The organism is Algoriphagus sp. Y33 (genome assembly GCF_014838715.1).
GTDB lineage: Bacteria > Bacteroidota > Bacteroidia > Cytophagales > Cyclobacteriaceae > Algoriphagus.
In genome coordinates this window covers 3306714-3332519 of sequence record NZ_CP061947.1, presented here as the reverse complement: position 1 = coordinate 3332519, position 25806 = coordinate 3306714, and the positions used below count along the sequence as shown (strand labels likewise).

General features: G+C 41.1%; 19 protein-coding genes and 1 other RNA gene. 4 read left to right on the top strand and 16 right to left on the bottom strand.

The genetic code is table 11. From position 1 onward, the window contains the following. The first annotated feature begins 20 nt into the window (after window positions 1–20). Together ID165_RS13360 and ID165_RS13355 are read left to right on the top strand one after the other, a co-directional pair. Window positions 21–1985: a heavy metal translocating P-type ATPase gene (locus ID165_RS13360; RefSeq protein ID WP_192085335.1), complete on the top strand. Its 1965-nt coding sequence runs from the start codon at window positions 21–23 to the stop codon at window positions 1983–1985. A 41-nt stretch (window positions 1986–2026) separates the two neighbouring features. After that, on the top strand, window positions 2027–2821 hold the full coding sequence (locus tag ID165_RS13355) for a cation transporter (RefSeq protein WP_111612294.1): 795 nt from the start codon (window positions 2027–2029) through the stop codon (window positions 2819–2821). A gap of 43 nt (window positions 2822–2864) precedes the next feature. Here ID165_RS13355 and ID165_RS13350 read toward each other — a convergent pair whose 3' ends face one another. The 13 genes from ID165_RS13350 to ssrA form a co-directional block, all read right to left on the bottom strand. Beyond that, window positions 2865–3560, bottom strand: coding sequence for a PepSY domain-containing protein (locus tag ID165_RS13350; RefSeq protein WP_192085334.1), 696 nt, complete (start codon window positions 3558–3560; stop codon window positions 2865–2867). Beyond that, window positions 3560–4159, bottom strand: a complete 600-nt coding sequence (locus ID165_RS13345) for a DUF2911 domain-containing protein (RefSeq protein WP_225586721.1) — start codon at window positions 4157–4159, stop codon at window positions 3560–3562. Before ID165_RS13345 ends, ID165_RS13350 begins: the two co-directional genes overlap by 1 nt. Window positions 4160–4176: 17 nt before the next feature. Further along, window positions 4177–5964 (bottom strand): efflux RND transporter periplasmic adaptor subunit, encoded by a 1788-nt coding sequence (locus ID165_RS13340; RefSeq protein WP_192085333.1) that lies wholly within the window; start codon window positions 5962–5964, stop codon window positions 4177–4179. Window positions 5965–6052: 88 nt separating this feature from the next. Next, a complete protein-coding gene (locus ID165_RS13335) occupies window positions 6053–6499 on the bottom strand; it encodes a heme-binding domain-containing protein (RefSeq protein ID WP_192085332.1) in 447 nt (148 codons plus the stop codon). Next, a complete protein-coding gene (locus tag ID165_RS13330; protein ID WP_192085331.1) occupies window positions 6496–7098 on the bottom strand; it encodes a DUF3347 domain-containing protein in 603 nt (200 codons plus the stop codon). Before ID165_RS13330 ends, ID165_RS13335 begins: the two co-directional genes overlap by 4 nt. Window positions 7099–7242: 144 nt before the next feature. Next, on the bottom strand, window positions 7243–9273 hold the full coding sequence (locus ID165_RS13325) for a copper-translocating P-type ATPase (RefSeq protein ID WP_192085330.1): 2031 nt from the start codon (window positions 9271–9273) through the stop codon (window positions 7243–7245). A gap of 33 nt (window positions 9274–9306) precedes the next feature. Then, a complete protein-coding gene (locus ID165_RS13320) occupies window positions 9307–11721 on the bottom strand; it encodes a multicopper oxidase domain-containing protein (RefSeq protein WP_192085329.1) in 2415 nt (804 codons plus the stop codon). A gap of 12 nt (window positions 11722–11733) precedes the next feature. Further along, complete coding sequence (locus ID165_RS13315; RefSeq protein ID WP_192085328.1) at window positions 11734–12192, bottom strand: DUF305 domain-containing protein; 459 nt, start codon at window positions 12190–12192, stop codon at window positions 11734–11736. A 2-nt stretch (window positions 12193–12194) separates the two neighbouring features. Continuing rightward, complete coding sequence (locus ID165_RS13310) at window positions 12195–13424, bottom strand: TolC family protein (protein WP_192085327.1); 1230 nt, start codon at window positions 13422–13424, stop codon at window positions 12195–12197. A 2-nt stretch (window positions 13425–13426) separates the two neighbouring features. Next, on the bottom strand, window positions 13427–17245 hold the full coding sequence (locus ID165_RS13305) for an efflux RND transporter permease subunit (RefSeq protein WP_192085326.1): 3819 nt from the start codon (window positions 17243–17245) through the stop codon (window positions 13427–13429). Between the two features lie 97 nt (window positions 17246–17342). Then, on the bottom strand, window positions 17343–17756 hold the full coding sequence (locus ID165_RS13300) for a hypothetical protein (protein ID WP_192085325.1): 414 nt from the start codon (window positions 17754–17756) through the stop codon (window positions 17343–17345). A gap of 754 nt (window positions 17757–18510) precedes the next feature. Then, complete coding sequence (locus tag ID165_RS13295; protein ID WP_192085324.1) at window positions 18511–19725, bottom strand: site-specific integrase; 1215 nt, start codon at window positions 19723–19725, stop codon at window positions 18511–18513. Between the two features lie 358 nt (window positions 19726–20083). After that, window positions 20084–20485: a transfer-messenger RNA gene (ssrA, locus tag ID165_RS13290) on the bottom strand. Window positions 20486–20787: 302 nt separating this feature from the next. On the opposite strand from ssrA, the gene ID165_RS13285 reads away from it, so the two are divergent. Together ID165_RS13285 and ID165_RS13280 are read left to right on the top strand one after the other, a co-directional pair. Beyond that, window positions 20788–21933, top strand: a complete 1146-nt coding sequence (locus tag ID165_RS13285; protein ID WP_192085323.1) for a DNA polymerase III subunit gamma/tau — start codon at window positions 20788–20790, stop codon at window positions 21931–21933. Window positions 21934–22052: 119 nt separating this feature from the next. Continuing rightward, window positions 22053–22508 carry a hypothetical protein gene (locus ID165_RS13280; protein WP_192085322.1) on the top strand — a complete coding sequence of 152 codons (456 nt, stop codon included), beginning with the start codon at window positions 22053–22055 and terminating at the stop codon, window positions 22506–22508. Here the strand turns inward: ID165_RS13280 and ID165_RS13275 are convergent. The 3 genes from ID165_RS13275 to ID165_RS13265 form a co-directional block, all read right to left on the bottom strand. Beyond that, a complete protein-coding gene (locus ID165_RS13275; RefSeq protein WP_192085321.1) occupies window positions 22505–23497 on the bottom strand; it encodes a DUF3078 domain-containing protein in 993 nt (330 codons plus the stop codon). The two genes, ID165_RS13280 and ID165_RS13275, sit on opposite strands and share 4 nt — an antisense overlap. Window positions 23498–23520: 23 nt before the next feature. Continuing rightward, entirely contained in the window at window positions 23521–25095 is a 1575-nt protein-coding gene (locus tag ID165_RS13270) for a lytic transglycosylase domain-containing protein (protein ID WP_192085320.1), read from the bottom strand. 66 nt (window positions 25096–25161) lie between these two features. Then, on the bottom strand, window positions 25162–25806 hold the full coding sequence (locus tag ID165_RS13265; protein WP_192085319.1) for an O-methyltransferase: 645 nt from the start codon (window positions 25804–25806) through the stop codon (window positions 25162–25164).

Here is a 25806-nt window from a genome sequence, read left to right as displayed (position 1 = left end):
GAAACTTAAATAGAAAACCTATGGAACAGGAAAAAGTGGAACACTCTGGGATATTCGGAAAGAATAGTGAATTGATTTTCTCCATTTGCTGTGGAGCTCTTTTGGGAATTGGGTTTGGCCTGAGTTTTTTAGAAGATGTGCCTCAATGGGTAAGTCTTGCCATGTATATAGGAGCCTATTTTTTTGGGGGCTTCTATACCGCGAAAGAGGCGATAGAAACCATATTAAAGGGAGGTTTTGAAATTGATTTTCTCATGTTGGTCGCAGCCATAGGTGCTGCGATCCTGGGAGAATGGGCAGAAGGTGCATTGTTGCTGTTTCTATTTAGTCTTGGGCATTCATTGGAACATTACGCTATGGGAAAAGCGCATAAGTCCATTGAATCACTTGCAGCTCTTGCACCAAAAACCGCCTTAAAGAAAACTGAAGGCAGTTCGGTGGAAGTGGGAATTGAAGAGTTGGAGGTCGATGATATCATCATTGTTAAGCCTAATTCCAGAATTGCGGCAGATGGGGTTATTGTAAAGGGAAGTAGTGCTGTGGACCAATCTCCTATTACTGGTGAAAGTATACCTGTGGACAAGGAAGCTATAAAAGAACAGGATGAACAGCATATTTCCCTAGATAATGTGCCTCAGGAAAACAGGGCATATTCAGGAACGATCAACGGAAACGGCACCTTGGAAATTAAGGTGTTGAAAATTGCAGAAGACTCTACTGTTTCCAGGTTAATTACCTTAGTCAATGAAGCCAAAGCGCAGAAATCACCCACTCAGCTGCTGACCGATAAATTTGAGAAGTATTTTGTCCCATCGGTTCTGGTATTGGTAGTACTACTGTGCTTTGCCTTTTTGGTGTTGGATGAGCCTTTTAGTGATAGTTTTTATCGCGCAATGGCAGTTTTGGTGGCAGCAAGTCCGTGTGCGCTAGCAATTGCAACACCTAGTGCGGTATTGAGTGGCGTTGCCCGGGCAGCAAAAAAAGGAGTTTTGATTAAGGGAGGAAGACCACTGGAAGATTTGGGAGTTCTAACCGCAATTGCATTTGATAAAACGGGAACTTTGACAGAGGGAAAACCAAAAATCACAGTGGTAATCGCATGGAATAGTATTTCAGAAGACGAGTTGCTGGGAACCGCAGTTGCGGTGGAAGGGCTAAGTGATCACCCCTTGGCGAAAGCCGTGGTGAGAGACGGTAAAGAAAGGATGGAAGGAAAGAAAATCCCAGAGGCGGATTCATTGGAAGCCGTTCTTGGCAAGGGCATAAAGGCAAATGTGGGAGCAGATAAAATTTATATTGGCAATCTGGATTTGTACGAAGCGCTGGATGATAACAAACCCTCACAAGAAATTATCGAGAAAATAGAATCTTTGGAATCCAATGGGAACACAACCATACTGGTGAGGAAAAACGATACTTATATTGGTATCATCGGGTTAATGGATACTCCAAGAGCTGCGGCAAAGTCCACCCTTGCGGCGCTCAAGGAAATTGGGATTAAAAAGATGATTATGCTCAGCGGGGACAATCAGAAAGTAGCAGATGCAATAGCCCAAGAGGTTGGACTGACGGGGGCAAAAGGAAGTCTGTTGCCTGAAGAAAAGGTTGAGGCTATCAAGCAATTAAAGCAGTCAGAATCCAAGATAGCTATGGTAGGTGATGGGGTGAATGATGCTCCGGCTATGGCAGCTAGTACTGTTGGTATTGCAATGGGGGCAGCAGGGTCTGATGTAGCTCTGGAGACTGCCGATATAGCTTTAATGGCTGATAAGTTGGAAATATTACCTTTTGCAATTGGACTGAGTAGAAAGGCTAAAGGGATTATCAAACAAAATCTGTGGATCAGTTTAGGTGTAGTGGGACTTTTAATACCTGCTACAATTTTTGGATTCGCATCTATTGGAGTTGCTGTATTGATTCATGAAGGTTCTACCATTGTAGTTGTAGTAAATGCATTGAGACTGCTTGGCTACGAAAGGAATTGATAATATTGAATGAATGAGCAGCAGTTTAATTATTTTACTAAATGGAGAAGTCACTATTTGAAATAAAACAGATGGATTGTCCTTCCGAGGAAAATCTGATTCGGATAAAGTTGGATGGAATTACTTCTGTTAAAAACCTGGAGTTTGATATACCCAACAGAAGATTGATTGTCTTTCATATGGGGGAAATAGAACAGATTGAAAAGTCAATTTATGAATTGAATTTGGGAAGTAGGAAACTATCCACAGAACTTACTAACCAGACTGATTTCCTTGAGGATTCCAACCAGAAAAGGCTCCTCTGGTATGTACTTGCAATCAACTTCGTTTTTTTTCTTATCGAAATGGCTACAGGAATATTTTCCAAATCCATGGGGTTGGTTGCGGACAGTTTAGATATGCTTGCAGATAGCTTAGTGTATGGCATTAGTATATTTGCGGTGGGAGGGACTATTCGGAAGAAAAAACGAATTTCAAAACTTGCGGGGTATTTTCAAATTGTACTTGCTCTAATAGGTTTTTCAGAAGTGTTAAGTAGGTTTTTCGGGATGGAAGAAGTCCCCAACTTTTCAACGATGCTTATAGTTTCAATTTTTGCACTACTCGCTAATGCTCTTTGTCTTTACCTTTTACAAAGGTCAAAAAGTAAAGAAGATGCTCACATGAAGGCAAGTATGATTTTCACCTCCAATGATGTAATCATAAACTTAGGCGTTATAGTAGCTGCTCTTTTGGTCAACTGGTTGAATTCCAGTCTTCCAGATTTGATCATTGGAGGAGTAGTTTTTGTTTTGGTGGTCCAGGGTGCATTCAGAATTTTGAAATTGAGCAAATAGGGAGTTATATAATTTTAATAAACTTTACTCAACATGGAGAATTCTATTTTTTAGATTGCCTTTTTTTCTTAAGAGTCATGATGAATAAAGTGAAACCTGACCCTACAGCCGCTAACCCAGCAAGAGAAAATATCCTTAAGAGGAGGTTGTTGAAGTTGTCTCTCCCCGCATAGTCCATAGTGTGGAACATCCAAAGAAAGTCAAACCAACGCCAAGCTCGGTGCCTGACTTTGGTAAACTGGCCACTCTTAGCATCTACATATGCTACCAGATTTTCAGAGGTATCGAAATGTATTGCCCATGCAGGAAGCGATGTACCTCGGTATTCGTGATGAGCCCCAGCATCAGTCAGGTAATTAACTTCCCTGATTTGGAGATTTTCTTTGATATAAATTTGAGCGATTTCTCGTGCTTCAGCCTCAGAAATCTCTGAATGAAGCTTTCCTGATTTGGCATCAAATAGCTTGCTTTCATTCACCCAATAGTAGGGTTCATGATTTACAAATCTAAGTTCTAGGGTTGAGATCTTTAGGGTGGAATCGAGCTGATTGATGTCGATTAGTTCGCTAGCATTTTCATGCATCATATGATCATTACGAAAATGATCTCCATGTATTTCATCGATATCTGTCCAACTGAAGTATAGCCCGGAAATAGTCCAAAAGATAAATTGGATTCCTATAAATACACCTAGAAATCTATGGATTCTCCGTGCATAATATTGATTGTTTTTTCTCATTATTCAGCGTTCACTGCTTCAAACGAGACCTTAGTCTTGTCCCATGAAATTGCGACTGTAGTTGTTTTGGCATCTTTTTCTTTGACTTCGAAAGTCAGCGCTTCCACAGTTTCATTTAATTTTTCCGGTTTTACATTGATCCTGATCAGATCATTGGAAGCATTATAGTCATCTGCCAAATGCATGTCCCAATCCTGATTCAGTAATATTGTCCATTCCTCTTTTCCTGGGATGGTAAAAAACCCATATTGGCCAGCCTTTATCGTTTCGCCGTTTATGATCACATCTTTGTCAAATTTGATATTGGTAGCTTTGTGGGCACCTGTCACCCAGACTTCATTATAAGCCACAAGCCCGCCAAAAATCTGTCTCCCTCTTACACTTGGAGCACTGTAATCAATATAAATATGATTACCACCTGTCATGGCCATAGCTGAAGTTCGGGGGCTTTTGGGTACTTCCGCGGGCTTCGCCTCATGAATTTCATGAGATTCTGATTCCATTTGATGTTCCATGTGATCCATTTCATGGTTTTCTTTATTTTTTGGATTGCAGGCTGCAGTCGCAAATAAGGCTAGTAATATTAGTTTGATTTTCATGTAGTTGGGCGGTTTTATTATTGAATTGTTTTGGTGACTTCTCCACAGGAGAGCATAGCTTTTCCAAAGTATGGGTTCATAACTTTTTCCTCCAGACTCAGCCAATCAGCACCTTTGTTGGAATCTGCCATTGGACAATGCTGCACATAAATTTTGGAAGCCAAAGGCGTGAAATTTTCGGCCAAATCAACCATTTCGTCTGAGATAGAAAGAAATGAATTTCGGATCTCTTCCAGAGATTTGGCACTCTTAATTCTAACCAAATCGACTTTAATGTTTTTTTCGTATTTCATCCATTCCACATGGGCATCTCCTTTGAACTCGGACATATTTACTTTTTCCACTGAAGCAAGCATTGTAGCAGCGCTAGCTTTGGCAATGGACAGATCATCTTTGGTCAAAGCATTTTTTAATTCGAAATAGCTGTCAAAAATCAGCTTCAGCTCATCTTTAGCTTGGGGCGTTAACACTACCGCTCTTGGCGATGAGTGATTAGTAGTTTCCATTTTCATTCCAGGCATTCCACCATGATTGTGTCCAGTCATTGCAGCTCCTCCATCAGGAGACATCATACTCGGTTTCCCCGCAAGTTGAGCGGCAGCATCAATGCTGAATGTGCCATTTACTGCGATTTCTTCTCCTGATTCTAAACCTGAAGTAATGACATATTCTGAGCCCAAAGATGCGCCAAGAGTTACTTCCCGAAGCTTAAAACTTACTGCTTGATCTGAAACATTCTTCACATAAACCACAGATCTCGTTCCTGTCCACATCACAGCCGTTTTTGGAACTATGATGCTGTTATCTATAGACTTACCGTTACTTTCCACTTTCCCGGATACAAACATTTCAGGCTTGAATTTCAGGTTAGAATTACTCACTTCCAGCCTTGCTTTTGCTACTCTTGTCTGAGGGTTGATCATCGGGTCGATGTAGCTGAGTTTTCCGGTGAAAGTCTCACCAGGAAGGGACTGAACAGTAAATTCGATTTGATCACCTTTTTTCACCCATTGCAATTCTGATTCATAGACGTCAAATAATACCCAGACTTTGCTGAGATCAGCAATTTGATATATAGGTTCCCCTTTGCTCACATAGTCGCCCAGATTCACCATTTTATCAGTGACATATCCTGATACATTCGCTAAAATTGGTAGTTGCTCGGTTACTTTTCCTGTAGCAAGAATTTGTGCTATCTGGGAATCAGTCAGTTTCCAATTTTTAAGTTTTTCTTTGGCTGCATTGAAAAGCGCAGGTTGGGAATCCTTGATCTTCTGTGCCTGAAAAAGTTCTTCTTGGGCGGTAGCCAATTCCGGTGAATAAATTTGGCCTAATACCTGGCCTTTTTTTACATATTCACCCGTGAAGTTTACGGACAATTCTTCAATCCTTCCCGGTATATGCGCTGATTGTGTATAATTCTGACGTTCATCAGCTTGAATTTTTCCGTTCAGACGAATTGACTTTCCAGCATCAGCATTACCAACTAGGATTGATTGTACCCCTGCAAGTTGCATTGCAGTAGGAGACATGGTTACAGCCATAGGATCAGCATCAGCATTATCATTCTCCAATGGGATTAGGTCCATTCCGCAGATTGGACAATCACCTGGCTCATTCTGTCGGATTTGAGGGTGCATGGAGCAAGTGTAGGTAATAGGGATTCCAGCGATCGACTCGACATGCTCATGTTCATCGGCTTCTAGTTTTGGAGAAGGAGCAGGCTTAAGTAGCCAACCTATGGTCAGTCCGATCAGCAAAGTGACAGCAATCAGGACAAATTTGTTATTGAATATATTTTTCATTTTGTGTATTACTTAGAATTTTTAATCCTAATGTTTACTATGTCAAATTCAATTTTTAAACTAAAATCATGAATTTGTTAAATTCCATTCACTGTAAGTTTTGCAGGTAAGCAACGAGTTCCTTTCGGTCTGAGTCAGATAATATTGCATCCCGATGTATGAGAGTGTATGAGGAAATAGGCATTTTTTTTTGCTCAATTTGTTTAATCATACTCTCTAATTTCATTTTTTCCATTCTCTCGGATAGTGATCCATATTGAGAAAGATTTAATTCTTCCTTACCCTCCCGGATATGTTTTTCAAGTAACCAAGCAGCAGGCTGAAGTTTGCTATACCATGGGTAGTTGATCTGATCACTATGGCAGTTGTAGCATGAAGTTTTAAGCATCTTTCCAATATTCACAGGTGGATTATTAAGAATTATGAAATCATTGGAATCTTTAGGCAGGTAAGGATTTTGATTGGTGGGAATGAATTGAATTCCCACCAAGACAATAAGGAGTAAGGTTGTAAAAACCCCGACTACTTTTTTCATCCGATTTCTATCACTTGCTTTACAGCTCCACAGGTTTTCATTTTACCAGCAAACAGGGGATTCTTTATTTCTTCTGAATCACTCAGCCATATGCCACCTTCATTCTTGTTATACATTGGACACTGCTGCTGATATAGCTTTCTGTCCGAGCCTACAATTGCCAATAGATCTGTGAAGTCTTTTCCCATTGCCTCAAAATGCTCAATCTGATGATCCATTTCACTTTTGGCGATGTGCTCGCTGTGTTCTTGGATAACTTCCAATATGCTACTTACTTCGGATTTCTTTTCATCGGTTAACTGATCGAATGAAATGGTTTTTGCATTCTCAGCCAGTTTAGTTGCTGCTTTTGCAGCTTCTTCCTTACTGTTGTTTCCAAGAGCTGTTTTGATTTCCAAGTACTCATCTATTAGATCAGTCTTAGTGGCCGGTCCACTCATGTCCATTCCTTTATCCATGTTGTCCATAGATTCAGACATTGCATTATGGTCTTCTGATCCCATGGTATGATCCTCTTGTTTCTTTTCTCCACATGCAATTAGTGAAAAAGAAAGTCCAGCAATTAATGCCAGCGATAGAATTGTTTTTTGAGTTTTCATTTTACTTCATTTTGAATTTTACGGATACTTAGTTTTATTTATTGATGTTTACCTATGCTTTAAGTTTCTTATCTAAGCGCCTAGCAGCCAGAAATCTTATGTGCCAATGGGTGGTTTATGTATTTCTTTTTTAGATAATGTCAGTTAAGATTTGATCTGCCGTTTTAATAATTGTGCGTTGAAGGCCACGATGACTGTACTTAAACTCATCAGAGCTGCACCAATTGCTGGGCTTAGAATAATTCCGGCGCCAGCCAATACTCCTGCAGCCAAGGGAACGGCTACGATATTATATCCTGCTGCCCACCAGATATTCTGCATCATTTTTTTGTAAGTAGCAGTTCCGAATAGGATCAGGTTGGCGATGTCTATTGGGTTGCTATTGACCAAAATGATATCGGCAGTTTCAGCAGCAACGTCAGTACCTGATCCAACAGCGATTCCTACATCTGCCTGAGCTAAAGCTGGGGCATCGTTGACACCATCTCCGGTCATAGCCACGAATTCACCTTTAGCTTGTAGGTCTTTGATGATCTTTTGCTTGTCTTCCGGCAATACTTCTGAATAATAGCCGTCCAGCCCGAGTGTCTCACTTACTGCTTTGGCAACTATTTCATTGTCGCCGGTAGCCATTAAGATCTTAATTCCGTGCTTTTTAAGTGTATTGATAGCTTCTTGAGACTCATCACGGATTTCATCCGCTAATGCGATGTAACCAATAAGCTTTTCATCCGAAAGTACAAAGACTACTGTTTCATCTTCTGTTTTGAAAGCACCTTCAGGTTGTTCTATTTCTTTTTGTTTTAACCCGCCCGGGCTTAAAATACTAATCTCTTTCCCGTCAAGATTGGCTTTTATGCCCATTCCAGTGATGTTTTGGAAGTTTTCTGGCTTGCCTAGTTTTAATTCTAGCTCCTTTGATTTTCTTACAATTCCAGCTGCAATTGGATGTTCAGAACTATTTTCAAGTGCTGCTGCAATGGCGAGTAACTCTTTATCATCCATTCCCTCTGCTACACTTTTGAATCGAGTCACTCCGAATTCACCTTTGGTCAAGGTTCCTGTCTTGTCAAAAATGATGGTGGTCAGGTTCCTTGAATTTTCGAATGCAGTCCTGTTGCGAATCAACAAGCCGTGCTTAGCAGAAACGGAAGTGGAAATAGCAACAACCAATGGCACTGCCAGACCTAATGCATGGGGACAGGATATTATCATGACCGTGACCATTCTCTCCAGGGCGTAATTGAATTCTTTGCCAAGGCTTAGCCATACTACCAAGGTGATAATTCCTGCTGCCAAAGCGATGTAGAACAACCAGCCTGCAGCTTTGTCAGCCAAATTTTGAGTATTGGACTTCGTTTTTTGTGCCTCTGTAACTAATCCTATTACTTTGGACAAGTACGACTCTTCTCCAGTGTGCTTCACTTTGATTTTTAGGGCACCATTATCATTCACTGATCCACCGATCACTTCATCGTCTTTCTGTTTTGCCACTGGTTTGGACTCACCTGTAAGCATGGATTCATTTACATGACTGCTCCCTTCCAGGATTTCACCATCAGCTGGAATTTTTTCACCTGGTCTCACTAAAATTGTGTCTCCAGATTTTAGCTCTGCAATAGGAACATCTTCGGATTCACCATTTTCCTTTATTCTCCTAGCTTCTGAAGGCATCATTTTAGCCAGTTCCTGAAGAGCATTAGAAGCTCCCATCACTGATTTCATTTCTATCCAATGTCCTAGCAGCATGATATCAATCAAACTAACCAATTCCCAAAAGAATATTTTTCCAGAAAGGCCAAAGACTACAGCTGAGCTATAGAAATAGGCTACTGAAATCGCCAGTGCAATCAATGTCATCATGCCTGGTTTTTTCTTTTTCAGTTCCTCTACCATGCCCTTTAAGAATGGCCAGCCTCCATAAAAGAAGACCACCGAGGAAAGGGCGAATTGCAAGTATCGGTCTCCTTCAAATCTGAATTCATAGCCCAAAAGCCCTTGGATCATTGGTGCCAAGACTACTATTGGCAAGGTGATCACCAGAGAAATCCAGAATCGCTTTTTGAAATCTTGGATCATATGCATATGATGCATGCTATGGTCATGACCTTTCATTCCATGCTTTCCCTTTTGATGGGATTCATGTTCCTTACGTTTATGGTCTGAATGTTCCATTTTATCTTTGTTTAAATAGCTGTCTAAAAGATTTTAAAATCTAACTGTCAATCCACCACCGGCGCCAAAACGATTGTCGTAACTTCCCATGACAGAGAAGTTTCTGGAGAAAATATAACTAGCACCCGCTGACCAGGTAGTCTCCCCTTTGTAGTTGGAGTTTTCGCCTGATTCGGGAAGGGTATTTGTCCATCCAAAATCCATTTGATATTCATAATTAGCGAAAATGGTAGTTCGTGGGAAAATCATGATTTCTCTGTTGATTCTGAATTCTGGTCTGAGTTTGCTATCAAGCCTTACATCGAGATTGAATAAGTAAGGTGTGAGGAATCGAATCCCGACCACTGCCGTAGCATTGATCTCATCAAGACTTTCGGCCACCTCATTTTCCAGGTTCACTCCAGCGAATACTCTGAAATAATCATAGAGATATCGTTCGTAGCTTACCTCTGCTTCAAAATTCTGGTTATATCCATATTCCATATTCAGGTTGAACTGATTGCGAATATTTGAAGACATTAGGTTTAGACCTACCATTTGAGAGGCTACATTCGCAGTTCCCCAGTTAAAATATTCATCACTTTCTTTAATAAGTTTTTTTAGCGGAAAGCCTTTTAATCTTGGATCTCGTGGGTTTTCGTAAGAGAATATCCTGGCCATTCCACCCATCATATGATAAAGCACATGACAGTGGAAAAACCAATCTCCCTCTTCGCTACCTTCAAATTCAATAGTGATCTTTTGCATTGGAGGCACATTCACCGTATGCTTGAGAGGTGAATATTCGCCTTTATCGTTGATTACTCTGAAGAAATGGCCATGAAGGTGCATCGGGTGATGCATCATCGTGAGGTTGTTCAAGGTAATTCGGGTCACTTTTCCGCCTTCGATTTTTATCTTATCAGCTTCAGCTAGTGGTACTCCATTCATGCTCCAGATGTAGCGCCACATATTTCCTGTAAGATTCAGCAGAACTTCATTTACAGCTTCATTGGCTGGGAAGCTGGTTTTTTCGGGTGATTTTAGGTAGTCGTAATTGTATTCGGCGAACATATCCATACCAGGCATTTTGTCCATAGACGCACCCATGTCCATTTTACCATCCGTTTCCATAGGTTTAGCCATTGGTTGATTGTGGTCCATTTTGGAATGATCCATGCCTTGCATAGTAACTTTTTTAGAAGAATCACTTGAGCTTTTCTCCTCCATATTCATCTTGGAATGATCCATTGTCATTTCAGTCTTCTCCATCTTCGAGTGATCCTTATTCATTTCATTAGGATTCATGTCGTCCATGTTCAACTTATCATCCATTTGCATTCCCCACTTATCCATCATTTCTATTGGATTCTCTTCGGAAGGTTTAAACTTCATGGCTGGGGCTCCCATTTTCATGTCCATCTTTGCCATTTTCATCATCATTCCTATTTTGTCGGGGCGGGGGACATCTGGAGCACTGAGGATATTTCCATTTCCTAAGAAAGCAGACGTTTGCCCTGAGCCGTCTTGTGCAGTTGCTCTGATTTCTATCTTTCCAGAATCTGGAATAGTGACAATGAAGTCGTAGGTCTCGGCGATGGCGATAAAAGTCTTATTGTGGACTATTGGCTCCACGTCCAGACCGTCAGCAGACACAAGCAGGGGATCCGCTCCTCCGAAAGTCAACCAAAACTGTGATGATGCAGATCCGTTGATAAACCGTACACGCACTTTCTCCCCAGGTTTCAAATCGGGGTACTCTGAGGTAGACTGGCCATTTGTAAGGAAAGCATTGTAGTAAATGTCTGCAATGTCAGCACCTTCCATTCGTTGTTTCCAAAAATTCATCTGAGCACCGAAGCCTCCTCTTGCTATCACTTGATTTAGAGGTGTTGCAGTGCCTTTTTTGATGTTATACCATTCATTTCCTCGCTTTAGGTTTCGCATTACATTCATGGCTTTCTGATTAGTCCAATCAGACAGGAGAATGACCAAATCTGTATCATATTCCAGTGTTTTTTCCTTCGGCTCAATAACTATAGAGCCGTAAACACCACTTTGCTCCTGAAGCATTGTATGCGAATGGTACCAATAGGTTCCAGCCTGCTTCAGAGGGAACTCATATTTTTGGGTTTCTCCAGGCAGTATCGGAGGTGTGGTCAGATAGGGGACTCCATCAAAGAAATTTGGCAATAATATTCCATGCCAGTGCACGGAAGTTTCCACATCCATTTCATTTTTGACATAGATGACAGCATATCCACCTTCATGAAAAGTCAGTGTAGGGCCTGGAATTCCACCATTAACAGTCATAGCGGGCACAGGTTTTCCAGCTTTGGTTACCATATCTTTTTTTATAGATAAAGTATAAGTGGCAGTGTCAGCTGGTGTCTGATCTGCTTTTGCCAAACTGCTGTTCTCGCCCATGCAAAGAAGAAACAGAATGGAACCAATGAGATATTTTAGCATAAGTCTCATCGCTTATTTTGTCGCCTCCAGTCGCTCAATCATTGCCTGCATCTGAGCGATCTCCCGCTGCTGTGCTTCTATGATATCCTGCGCCAATTTCTGTGCTTCTGGATCTTGGAGATGAGCTTTTTGGCTTACCATGATGGCTGAAGAGTGATGTGGAATCATGGCTTTCATCCATTGCACATCTGCAATTAAGGTTTGATTTCTCAGCATAGTCAGCGTACCTATGAAAACGATTAGGGAAGAGGCTAGAATAATGTAATTGGTCTTTTTATTCTCATACATTCCCCACATAAATAGAAGCATGGAAATGGCCATAGGGGCAACCATCAAGATGGTCATATAGGTCCTGGTAGTGCTTAGCATGACATGCTCGAATAAATCTGCATTTAGAAACATTACTCCATACATAATGACAAAGGAAACTGCCATCATTGCTGCGAATTTTAAATAGTTCTTACTTTTCATAATCAGTAGGTTTTAGCGGTTATATAATTGATTTGAGCCAAGGAAGTTTGATAAGCTACCGTGGCTTTGAGTTTCATTTTTTGATATTCCAACAGTTGTTGCTGTACCCTCAAGACCTCTTCAAAGTCGTTTCCTGAATTGCTATAGGCAGAATAAAGTAATTCCAGAGTTTGCTCGGACGTTTGCACTTGTTTGCTATACAGCGAGATCAGATTCTCCTGAATCTCCATGTCGGTGGAGAAGCGGTAATAGGAGCCAAATAGTTTATTGTTGAGTTCGTCCTTCTCCAGTTGATAAGATTCCTGCATAAGTTTGGCTTCCTTCTGTGCACCCTTATATTTCCCTCTGAAAATCGGTAGGCTCATCGTGACCATAGGCATCAAGACATTTTTCCCGTTATCTGGGATGTCCATATCTGTTCTTTCGCCGACAAGTACATAATCGACACCTGCACCTAGCTTTGGCATTCCTTGCTTTTGGGCAACACGCACGCTTGCTTCACTGGCCTGAATTTTCAAATCTATACTCCCCAACATGGGGTTTGCCTGGATTGAATCAGTTGAAATCTGCCGGTCAGCATCCGTGATTTGGAGCATCTCAGAGATCTCAACGGGGGAATCATGAGATCTGGAAAGCAGGGAATTGAACCATGAATTGCTTCCTTTGATTTTCATCTGTAGCACTTCGATGTTAGTTTTGGTTGCCTGAATCATAATTTCTACTCGTAGTGCATCTGCAAGAGAACCTTGACCGTTTTCGAATTTTGAAGTAGCTAATGAGTAATAAGTTTCCAGGATTTTCAGATTCTCCCGTTCTAGGTTTATCAATTCGTGCGTTTCTACCAAAGGATAATAAACAGTGGCCAATTGGCTGTATAGTTGGTTCTTAGCATCCAGAAATTCCTGATATTTTGCTTCAGCCATGAAGGAAGCTACATCTTCCTGAGCTCTTAGCGTACCGAACCAAGGGAACATCTGCGTCAAAGAAAAGCGGGCATTCTGAGGACCAACTCTGGTTTCAACCGGAGATATGAAATATCCAAAAGACAGGTTTGGATCTTGTAAGGATCCTACCTGCGGGATTTTTTCCATGGCAGCTTCAAATGCCTTGTATTTAGCTTGAAGACCTGGATTGTTTTCAGCGCCTATTCGAAAATAGTCTTCTAAACTTTGCGAACTAGCTGAGAAACTCATACCCAGAAGCAAAAGAATGGAAAGTGTGATAGTTTTCATTTTCAGCTTTTTTTAAGTTTTCGTTCTTCCCGGATGGAGTATAAGACAGGTACAATAAAGTAGGTGATAGCAGCCACGATCATTCCTCCAAAAGCCGGAATAGCCATCGGAATCATGATATCTGACCCTCGTCCCGAGGAGGTTAAAATCGGAAGTAAGGCTATAATGGTAGTAGCCGAAGTCATGACTGCCGGTTTTATTCGACGCTGTCCAGCTTCCACAATTGCCTTTCGTATTCCTTTAAAATTGTCAGTTTTGTTGCGTTCAAAACTCTGGTCCAGATAAGTAGCCATCAGCACCCCATCATCGGTAGCAATACCAAAAAGCGCAATGAACCCAACCCAAACCGCTACGCTCAGATTTATTTGGTGTACTTGGAACAGGTCCCGCATATTTGTGCCAAAGAGGTTAAAATCAGCAAACCAAGGCTGGCCGTAGAACCATAGCGTAATAAAAGCCCCGGAGAACGCCATAGCAATTCCAGTGAAGACCATGAAAGTGGTGCTTACGGATTTGAACTGGAAATAAAGAATCAAAAAGATAATGACCAATACTGCCGGGACGATGATGCTCAGGCGTTTTTCTGCACGAACCTGATTTTCGTAGCTACCGGAGAATTTGTAAGTCACTCCAGTTGGGACTTCCAGCTCGCCTGAATCAATTTTGCTTTGGATCAGCCGTTTGGCATCCTCGACTGTGGTCACTTCAGAATTCCCATCCCGCTTATCGAATAGCACATAACCCACCAAAAAAGTCTCCTCACTTTTGATTGCCTGAGGTCCTCGGACATAGTCGAAGTCAACAAGTTGCCCTAAAGGGATTTGAGCTCCTGTAGGGGTAGAAACATAGATTTTGGACAAGCTCTCAGGATCATCTCGTAATTCCCGTGGATAGCGAACACGGACAGGGAATCGCTGCCGTCCTTCTACGGTGGTACTGATATTCATGCCTCCAATAGCCGTTTCTATTGTTTGCTGTACATTTTCTATTGTTAACCCAAATCGGGCGATTTTCTCTCGGTTTATATTCAGCTGTAGATAGGGCTTCCCGACAATTCTATCAGCGAATACTGCTTCTTCTTTGACTGAGGGAACCTGCTTTAATATAGTTTCCAGTTGAATACCAAAGTTCTCGATGGTCTGCAAATCAGGCCCATAGACTTTGATTCCCATAGGTGCCCGCATGCCAGTTTGGAGCATAACCAGTCGGGTTTCAATGGGTTGGAGCTTAGGTGCGGATGTGATTCCTGGGATTTTTGTGACTGCAATAATTTCATTCCAGATATCATCTGGGGATTCTATATGATCGCGCCAGTTTCTGTAATACATCCCATTCTCATCAGGGATCAAATTTTTTGTAGACTTATTTTGTGCAAGAGCGTCCTGATTCGATAGGGTGTCACCAGAGGCAAATATGAACCTACCTTCTTTATCAATTTTGAAACGCTGTTTATGCCCTTTGGAGTTGAGAAGATATTCTGACTTGTAATTAATGATATTCTCGTACATGGAAATCGGAGCTGGATCCAGTGCAGATTCTACTCTTCCCAATTTCCCAACTGTCAGATCAACCTCCGGAATGTTAGTCAACAGCATATCCAATTGACCAATAATTTTTCTATTGTAAGCAATGCCAGAGTGAGGCATCGCAGTTGGCATGAGTAGGAAGCTTCCTTCATTCAGAGAAGGCATAAATTCCTTTTGCATCCCCGGGAAAGTATGTGATAAGCTAGACCATGGTTTACTGGATTGAATATCCCAACCTATGAGATTGGTGGCTTTGGGAATTAGTCCAAAGGCGGCATTAAAGCCAAGCCAAACGGTTGCTCCTAACAAAATTAAGGCTGCAGGAATACTGAGGAAGGCAGTTTTGTGGTCTAGGCACCAGGTTAATACACGTTTGTAATTGTATTCCAATATGGAGAATGCACCTAAGATCAGGCTGACCAAAATGGCGACAAATAACACATTGGCAATAATAGAATGAGAAGCTCCTAGTGGTAGCCAATAAGTAGCTAAGAGCCATACCACTCCTACGATTGCCAGAATAATTTCAAGTTGATTGTATACTGGTAGAATGCGAGTTGGAATTGTTATCGCTTCTTTTTCTACATAGAATTTTGCAAAAGAAATGATACTAAAGAATACCAACATTATCCCTGCCCAAGTATAACCGTAAATCAGAACTCCAATACCGAGCATAAGTAATAAACCATTACCTATTAGCTTGTACCGCTGATTTTTGACTTTGAAACCAAAAAATATATGAGCCAACATGGGTAGAATTAATAATGAAACTATCAAAGCTGCTATAAGAGCAAAAGTCTTGGTATAGGCTAGAGGACCAAATAGTTTTCCCTCTGCAGCTTCCATGGTAAAAACAGGAATAAAGCTCACAATAGTTGTAGACACTGCAGTTAGAATTGCAGTAGCTACTTCGGAAGATCCCTTGTATATGGTGGTGATTAATTTTTGCTCAGGTGGAGCTTCGTCAATGTGTTTGATGATATTTTCAGAAAGTATAATTCCAAGATCCACCATAGTTCCGATAGCGATGGCTATACCTGAAAGAGCTACGATGTTTGCATCTACTCCGAAGTAGCGCATGGCTATAAAAACCATGAGAATGGCGATCGGTAATAAACTGGAAATCAAGATGGAAGCTCTGAGATTATAAACCATCACGATTACCACCAAAATAGTAATCAGGATCTCTAGCGAAAGAGCCTCTTCCAACGTTCCTAAAGTTTCCTGGATCAGGGTTGACCTATCGTAAAATGGCACTATAGTCAACTGACTTATACGGCCATCTGCCAAAGTCTTTTTGGGAAGACCCGGAGCTATTTCGTTGATTTTCTCTTTGAGGTTATTGATGACCTGAAGGGGGTTGGAACCGTATCGAGCGACTACAACTCCGCCTACTACTTCAGCCCCATCTTTATCGAGAAGCCCTCTTCTGTTTGCAGGTCCTAGGCTCACTACGCCGATATCCTTTATTCGGACCGGAACGTTTTGCTCGACAGCAACTACAGCTTCTTCCAGATCTTCTACCTTTTTGATGTAACCTAAGCCGCGGACTAAATACTCAGCTTGATTGATTTCTATAGTTTTAGCACCTACATCCCGGTTGGATTGCTTTACCGCCTCCATGACTTTCATTAAGGGAATATTGTAGGCTTTAAGTGCGTCAGGGTTAACATCCACTTGATATTCCTGTACAAATCCACCAATAGAAGCTACTTCAGAAACGCCTTCGACTGCATTTAATCCATATTTCACAAAGAAGTCTTGGACAGTTCTGATCTCATGGAGATCCCAGCCCCCAGTAGGATTTCCTTGTTCATCTCTACCTTCGAGTGTGTACCAATAGACTTGCCCCAGTGCTGTGGCATCGGGTCCCAATCCTGGTTGAACAGCTTCTGGAAGTAGCCCTGCCGGTAATGAACTGAGTTTTTCCAGAATTCTGGATCTTGACCAATAAAATTCTGTGTCTTCATCAAAGATGATGTAGATGCTTGAAAAGCCAAAAATAGAGGAACTGCGGATGGACTTGACACCTGGAATTCCTAATAAGTAAGTCGTAAGTGGGTAGGAAATCTGGTCTTCAATATCCTGGGGAGATCTTCCTGGCCATTGTGTGAATACGATCTGTTGATTTTCGCCAATATCTGGAATGGCATCCACTGGAACAGGATCGGAAGGTAGAGCACCGACTTTCCAACCAAATGGAGCAGTCACTATGCCCCATGCAATCAGAGCAATCAGTAAGAGTACGGTAACGAGTTTATTCTCAAGAAAATACTTGATAATTGAGTTAAGCATGATTTAATCCTGGTAAAAGGGGAAACTAGAATAAAGAGGCCAGGTAGTTGAAAGCTACTAGGAAAAAAGAGGTCGGATGACCGATTACCAGGAAGTATTAAATCAGGAATGATTGAAAAAGAACTGTGTAGTTTTTTTCAATCGAAGGGGGGGAAATAAATGGATTTATATAAGCTTCAGTACTTGTTAATTCAATACCAAAGATAAAGGATTGGGTAAATGCCGCAACAAAAATTAGTTGGGCTGAATCTAATTGAAGAACTTTTAATTGTTGATCCCCATCGTTATGAACAAGTTCAAAACTATTTTGACAACATGGGTTTGCTTCACTTAAGCCCCCTTCTTCAGAAGAAGAAGACTTTTGGTGTTTCATACCACAATCCAAATTTTTGGCAGAAAGACCTATTGCATTTAACATTTCAGATCCCATGCATATATGACTGCTTTTCGCCAAACCGATGTTTGTGAAAAGAAGTAAAAATGCTAAAACTATGGAAAATGATTTTTTCACTAATACAATTATAGGATAAATTCCTGAGGCTTTGAAATAATTTAGCTGAATCTTAATCTACGCAATTTTCTTAATTGGGTTTAAGATTTCCTTTAAACTTTGCAAAGAAATATTTTTTGCAACTTCTGACTTATCTGAAAGCATGTGAGAATTGGAAGTGTATTTGGCTTATTGCAATGGTTTTTAACAACAACTTTCGTTTTCTTGAATTAGTGAACAAGGTACTGTTCCATATAGAAAAACTGCCATGCATTTTTTGGCAGATCCTCTGATTTATTATGTCTGCAGTTTGGACAATTTATTTCTGGTTTTAATTGAACTACCATTTGTTTTCATCTTTGTCGGTTACGCTATAGACTGTTGAATTAATTGCTTTCTCGATTTCTGTTTTTTCAAATTCAATAATTACATTTCCATTTTCAAAGGACGTTTTTGAGTATACGATTCCGTTGAATTTATTTAATTCGTGACTTAAGTGGACTTAGCAACTCACACAAGTCATTCCGTTGATTTTGGTTTCAGTTGTTTCAATGTTCGATTTTTCGGCTATGAATAGGTCCATTTCTATTTGGGTAAATTAATTTTGAAAAATATGGTTTGTTTACTAGATAGTTTCCTATTTAAACTTGACCTCAATTAGAGTTTCCCCCTCCCCATCAATTCCCTGGCATATTTTGATTTTCCGTTGTTCTTGTTCAATGTAAGATTCATTTTTGAGTTTTGGACTCTCCATAAAATAAGCTGTATTCTTAATTTATTTTAACTTATCTCGGAGTGCCTTCATGTCAAAACTTATCTTCGTATCTAGGATTTTGGCATAGTGCTGTGTCTGCTTAAGGGATTTGTGTCCGAGCATTTTTGATACGGTTTCGATAGGGACTCCGTTGGCAAGCGTGATTGTTGTCGCAAATGTGTGCCTTGCTATATGAAAAGTTAGTGGTTTATTGATCTCGCAGACATCTGCGATTTCCTTAAGATACGAATTCATCTTTTGGTTGCTCAATACTGGTAGGACATGAGCCTCGTCCTGGCATTGAGGATGGTTCTTATACTTTTCAATAAGTTCCAAAGCTTTTGGTAATAAGGGTAAACGGGTAGGAGAATCTGTTTTTTGTCGATGGGTATAAATCCATTTTTCCCCATCTATTCCCGTAGAAATCTGATTCCTTTTTAGATTTTTGACATCAATATAGGCTAGTCCAGTAAAGCAGCTAAAAAGGAAAATATCCCTAACCTGGCTAAGACGTTGTATAGAGAATTTTTTCTCTATTAAATTTTCTATTTCATGCCAAGTAAGAAAAACCCTGTTGTTGACTTTGGTCGCCATCTTGAAACGGATGAATGGGTTTCTGTCAAGCCATCCATTATTGATGCAGATTAGAACTACTTTTTTAAAGTTGTTGAGATATTTTACAGTGGTATTGTGATTGCAATTTCTAATACTCTTAAGCCAGAAAGCGTAGGATGAGATAAACTCGTAATCTAACTGCTTTATGTCCATATCCTTTTTCTTGTACTTCCAGTTAATAAATGAGCGGGTGTGGTCCAGCGAGGTTTTGTAGCGTAGCAGGGTCCCTTCTGCGAAATCCTTTCCTACCAATGATTCTAAATTATCATTGTGTTCTTGGAAGATTTCTAGGATCATTTTTCTTTTTTCTCCAATACCAAGGATAATATTTTTCAAGGATTCGGCGGAAATTTCCTTGTCTGATTCAAGTAATTGTTTTTTCGCCTGAAGTACTTTGTGATGGATGGTGTCCAAATAGGCATTTAATTCTCTGGCATCTTCTTTTGTCCCCTCTGCTCTACCAAAAGCTGTATTCCATCGTGAAACTGCCCACAATCTTTTGGTAGACAGTTCTTTTGATTGACCATCCACGGTAATCCTGAGGTAGACATACCTCGCTGATCCGGTTTCTTTTTTGGATTGTTTCAAGAAGAAATGCAATCCGAAGCTTTTTTCTAACATGACAAATTAGTTTAAAGTTAAATAAAACTCGAAAATCAGGCTCTAAATAACAAGAAGCTCAATATATGAACATGTTCATAATCAGTTAACTATGACTTCCAGCCAGCGTCTTTTTTTTGGGAGAAGCCGAACTACACGAATGACGCAACTGAATTTTGAGTAATTGTGAAGATTTTGGTGGTTTTAGCCACAAAAAAAAGCCTGCAAAGAGTCTTTTTGCAGGCTTTAATTTTACAATTCTGAAAAGCTAAAATCTGATAATCTAAAATTAAAAGACTGTTAATCAGCTATTTAATTCCTTTTAATCAATTTATTGAAGTCATTTTGTATAATTTCTTCAACTTTTTTTTAGCTTTTTCCGTGGAGCTGGCGAGATTCGAACTCGCGTCCAGATAAGGAAACAACGTACCGTCTACATGCTTAGTCACCTGTTGGATTTTCGACCGGATTATGCTGGGTGACACACCTGAATCCGGCTTAGCTATTTGTCTTAGACCTGCTTAATAGCATCACAGGCCGCAGTCCGGTCAAGTCGACACCTCAGATCCACCCGGATCAGACAACGGGCGGTGAGATGTGGCCGGGGAATTACTCTCGTAACTCAACCCTTTAAGCTTTCTTTCCTGTTAAGGTAAGATTAGGCAGCCATAGCGTAAGATTCTTCGCCATTTATAGTGCGTATGAATTTTTTAAGGCCATACATACTCCAGCCTGCATGCGAGCCCGATCTTTACACTTACTGTCAAAACCGGTCAGCCCCATTTGAATTTGGATTACAAAGTTAATTGTATTTTCGTTCCAAAGTGGAGCTGTTAAGAATTTCGTGTGGGAAATTTTAAACATAAATTCCAAAATGCCATAATCCGCTTTTTGGTGGTGCTGATGTCTCTGCGACTTTGACATACTCTACAACTTTATTTCCTTCCTACTTTCAACCCACCAAAATCAATCTTCTAATTCTCTTATATTTCATCTTCCTAGTGCTCAAATAATTAGCGAAAATTGTCTCAAATTGCGATTTTTCAGGCTTCCCGAGTATAGAGTTTTTTATATCTTGCGGTGATGGAAAATTTCGTCGTTTCGGCAAGAAAATACAGACCGGCAGATTTCAAAAGCGTAGTTGGGCAGCAGCATATTACTACCACGCTTCAGAATGCCATAAAAAACAATCACTTAGCCCAGGCTTTTTTGTTTTGTGGTCCACGTGGGGTGGGTAAAACTACCTGTGCCCGTATCCTAGCGAAGACGATTAACTGTGAAAATCTTCAGGCAGATTTTGAAGCCTGCGGTGAATGTGAGTCCTGTGTCTCTTTTCAGAACAATAGCTCTTTCAATATCTACGAACTCGATGCTGCTTCGAACAACTCGGTAGATGACATTCGTAATCTGGTAGACCAAGTACGATATGCCCCCCAAAAAGGGCAGTACAAAGTCTACATCATTGATGAGGTTCACATGCTGTCCAACCAGGCCTTTAATGCCTTTTTGAAGACCTTGGAAGAACCTCCGAAGTATGCTATTTTTATTTTGGCTACAACCGAAAAGCATAAAATCATACCTACTATTCTTTCGCGGTGCCAGATTTTTGATTTCAATAGAATTCAGATCAAAGACATCGCGGTACACCTCAAGTACATCGCAGAGAAGGAAACGGTAGATTATGAAGATGAAGCACTTCGATTAATTGCCACCAAAGCTGATGGGGCGCTAAGGGATGCCTTGTCTATGTTTGATTTGATAGTGACGTATTCCGCCGGGAAAAAGGTCACTTATCAAGAAACCATCGGCAATCTCCATATTTTAGATTATGATTATTATTTCAAAGTCGTGGATGCATTGGTCTCGGAAGATCTTTCCAGGGTCTTGTTGATTTTTGATGAGATTTTAAAGAAAGGGTTTGATGGTCATAATTTCATAGTTGGACTTTGTGAACATTTCAGAGACCTTTTGGTTGCCAAGGATCCCGAGACTGTGGAATTGATAGAAGTTTCTGAATCGGCTAAAGAACGCTATTTGCAGCAGACAGAAGCAACTTCTGCCTCCTTTTTGCTTTCGGCTCTGAACATCGCCAACTACTGCGATATCAATTACAAAACTTCTAAAAATCAGCGGTTGCATGTGGAATTGGCATTGATGAAAATGGCTAAGCTTCCGCAGGCGTTCCGCCTCTCTATGATTGCGGCTGAAGACGCAAAAAAAAAAGTCTGACAGAAGTAGCTCCTGAGCCACTTAAAGAGCCTATTTCCCTTCCTACTTCTTCCGGCACTTCTAAGTCTGGTCTACTGAAGACTATTTCTATTCCAAAAAACCTTGGGCATACCAAACAATTGGCTGATCAAAAGGCCAAGGTTGAGCTTGAGAATGCCAAAGCAAAGGTTAGCGAAGAGGTAGTCGAAGTAATACAGAAGGGAAGAGATCTCACGCAGGGGATTTTGGATGAGGTGTTTCCAAACGTAAGAGAACACTTCCAGAAGCTTGGGAAAAGTATGGAACTGGCCATTCTCGGGCAAGCTATGAGAATGAACGGGGAGGGGAAGGTAGTTCTGGAAGTAATGGGGCATGTGCAGGAAGAGCTTGCGTTGAAGATGAAACCGGAGCTTGTTCGGATTGTCAGAGAACTGGGTAAGGTCAATCAGTTTAAAGTGGAATTGGAACTGAAGGAGGAATTGGAATCTGAGCGTAATAAACTCTATACAAGTACTGATAAATTCAATTTTTTGAAGGACAAGCATGCGGCACTGGGGGAGTTTCAGCGCAGATTTGGATTGGAGACAGATTTCTAAAAATCCAGGGATATCCCAAAGTTGATGAGGTTTTGCAGCTGCACAGCTTGCTTGGAAGTGCCATCATCTTGGTTGATAAATACCTCTTCATCATAAATAAGCACCGTTTCTATCCGGGTTGAAATGAATTTATTTACTTTCATTCTAATCACGGAATTGAAGTTGACTACCATGTTTCCAAATACCTCGTAATTGGAGAATAAATTAAGGTCGGATTTCCATGTGATATTTTTCATCAACTGAACGTCCACCACAGAAGCAGCAATGGAAACCCCAGCCTCAGCCCGTACATTTTCTCCGGGAACTATCCCGAATGCACCGGCTCTGCTTAACGAATCGTCTAAAACAATAGTAAATCTACCCGTGAAAGGGGATAGGATTACAGAAAATTTACTTTTATCGTTGTAGGTTTTTCTGTAATTAAGACCCGTAGAAGATTGTATATAGCCAGGGGAAAGTAGGTCTGATATTTTGGTTCGCTCATCCCGATCACTTCCAGAAGGTCTAGTGTATTTATATCCTGCAAGGAGTTGGGCCCTTGCGTCTAACTGGGTGGATAAATAGAAGAATTTTGATAGTTCTCTACCATAGTTAGTGACAAAGGTAAAGTTGTCGTTGGTTTTTCGAGTTCTGTAAGATCTGTCATCCTGTCTGTTGAAGCCCAAACTTACCGTAAGTTGGGTATCCCAGACTTTATTGTCTTTCTTGTAATTTGCAAAAAGAGTCAAACCTGAATTTAGTGCAAATGTACTCGATCCGCCTGCAGCCCAGTTTGACAAGGTAACCTGTTGTATATTGAGATTGTAATTTCCCCCCGTCTTCCAGAAGATTTCTTTTTTAGGTTCTTCTATCAGTAAGGAATCTCCAAGCATCAGCAAGGTGTCGCCGTTGATCAGTACAGTGTCAGGAATGAATTGCCTATCCTGAGCCTGAATGGTATGGCTGAGGCACAGTAGGAATAATCCAAAAACCGGGAGATACTTTGACATTTAAAAAGCTTAGGGATTGCAGATTAGGGGCGAAAGATAACCAATTTCTGCCCAATGGATATGATATTTTGAGTTCCAATATTGTTCCAGTCTTTCAATTGATTGACAGTCACTCCGTATTTTTTACTAATGGCAAATAATGTTTCCCCACTGCTCACAGTATGCGTAATTCTGGAGGGCTGTGCTACTGAAGTGTTATCTTGGGCAGCAGGGCTAGGTGAAGCAACGGAAGTAGTGGTGGCGACTGCCTGTCTGGCCGGTGCCGGGGTATTCAGCTTTACCCTTGGTATTTCCTCACCACGTTTTCTATGCTCCTGTAGGTTGAGTACCATCCCGGCTTTTAAATCCCTGTCTTTTCTAATTCTATTTTTGGACTTAAGAGCAGCTAGTTTAATGCCGTATTTTTGGGAGATGCTCCAGAGCGTTTCACCGGGTCTTACAATATGGGTAGCGACTTCTGCACTGGCTTTCTTTTTCTCCGTATAATAATATTCTCCGGCTTCGACACGCTCCCCTTTGTCAAGGTCATTCAGTCTTCTGAGTTTGTTTTCTTTGACCCCTATGCGATCAGAAAATGTACCCAGGGTTGTAGCTTGAGCAGCTTGTACACCGTCGAGGTTGTTTACTTTGATCTGATCAGGCAGTGAAGCTTTGGTGGTGTTTCCTGCTATTCTAGGATAAGAATCGGCTTGCTTATAAACAGGAGAAGAGCTTGTAACTACTGCCTGTCCTCCGGTTTGCGGCTGTGCGGCAGCGATGACTGCCTGCTGGATAGGTGCTGACCCATCTTTCACATAGACCACTGTGTAAGCCCTGTCTCCGGGGATTTTCCCGTTGCGGGTCCACAGGTTGTATTCTTGTAAATGCTTCTCGGTTACCCCGTATTTTTTAGCAAGGGCTGTGAGTGTTGTAGGGCCTTGAACACGCTCTTCTACCATATAGCGTCCGCTATTGGTAAGCATTACCGTTGGGCTTCCAAATGCGATTTTATGGGCTAGGAATTTCTTGAAATACCAGTGGCTATTGCGGTCCACATCTACTATGCGCTTCCCATTGTATTGAGATCCAAAGTAAGCTTTGGCTCCACCCAAGCCCATCTGATAGGATACCAAGGCGCACATCCAGTTGTCGAATGAATTGTTGTGTTTTTGCAGGTACAGTGCTGCGCCCTTAGTAGAAGAAACGATGTTTTTTCGCTCATCGATTTGATTGTCTACTCTAAGAAAGACCTCTTCGGCGGTTCCTTGCTTAAACTGCCAAAAGCCAACTGCATTTGAGGTGGACACTGCATCTCCGATCAGCCCACTTTCCTGAATTACCAGGTATTTTAGATCCACAGGTACTCCTGCATTTCTAAGCTCCCGTTCGATGATGGGCATATACAGATTGACCCGTTCCTGCTTGATTTTGAAATAGGAGGGGTTGCGATATTGTGCGTCCACATCTAATTGGATTTCACGACGTGCCTGAGAATTGATTCTTACGATAAGGTCTGCAAATTCCAGTTCAGCAGGGACTTGTGGGATTTGAGCCATGGACTCTCGGCCAAAAAGTACTAGCAGGATGAAAATTAAATAGGTGATTTGTGTTTTTTTCATTCGAAAAAGGCTTTCATCGTCGTTTCGGGCTCATTTTAGCAAAAATGATTCCCCTTTTCGTTTACCTTAGATTTTTCTTGCCATCATCACTCCGTCGCGTATGGGAAGCAAGGCGTTTTCTACCCTGGGATCATTCTGGATTAGGGCATTAAAGTCTAAAATTGCCTGTGTATTCTTGTCTATTTGTCGGCTTTCGTCTGCCAAAATTTTCCCGGACCACAGCACATTGTCGGCTAAAATAATCCCCCCTGGATTCATCTTGTCGATTATCAGCTCATAATAGTTGATGTAGTTTATTTTGTCTGCATCTATAAATACCATGTCGAAAGGCCCCGGTAGTGTAGGGATGATTTCCATGGCATTTCCTAATCTGTAATCGATTTTGTCATTAATACCGCTTTCTTCAAAAAATCCACGTACCATCACTTCCAACTCATCATTGATGTCCAGGGTGATCAACTTCCCGTCTTTATCGAGTCCTCTTGCCATGCAGATTCCCGAATACCCTGTGTATGTACCGATTTCCAAAATTGTTTTTGGATTTTTCATTTTGGTGAAAAGTTCCAGCATTTTTCCCTGCAAATGACCGGAGATCATGCGGGGCATCATTACTTTCGCCTGAGTTTCTCTGGCGATCTTTTTTAGCAAATAATCCTCTTCACTGCTGTGAGTTTCGCAATATGTTAAAAGAGCTGGGTCGATGAATTCCAT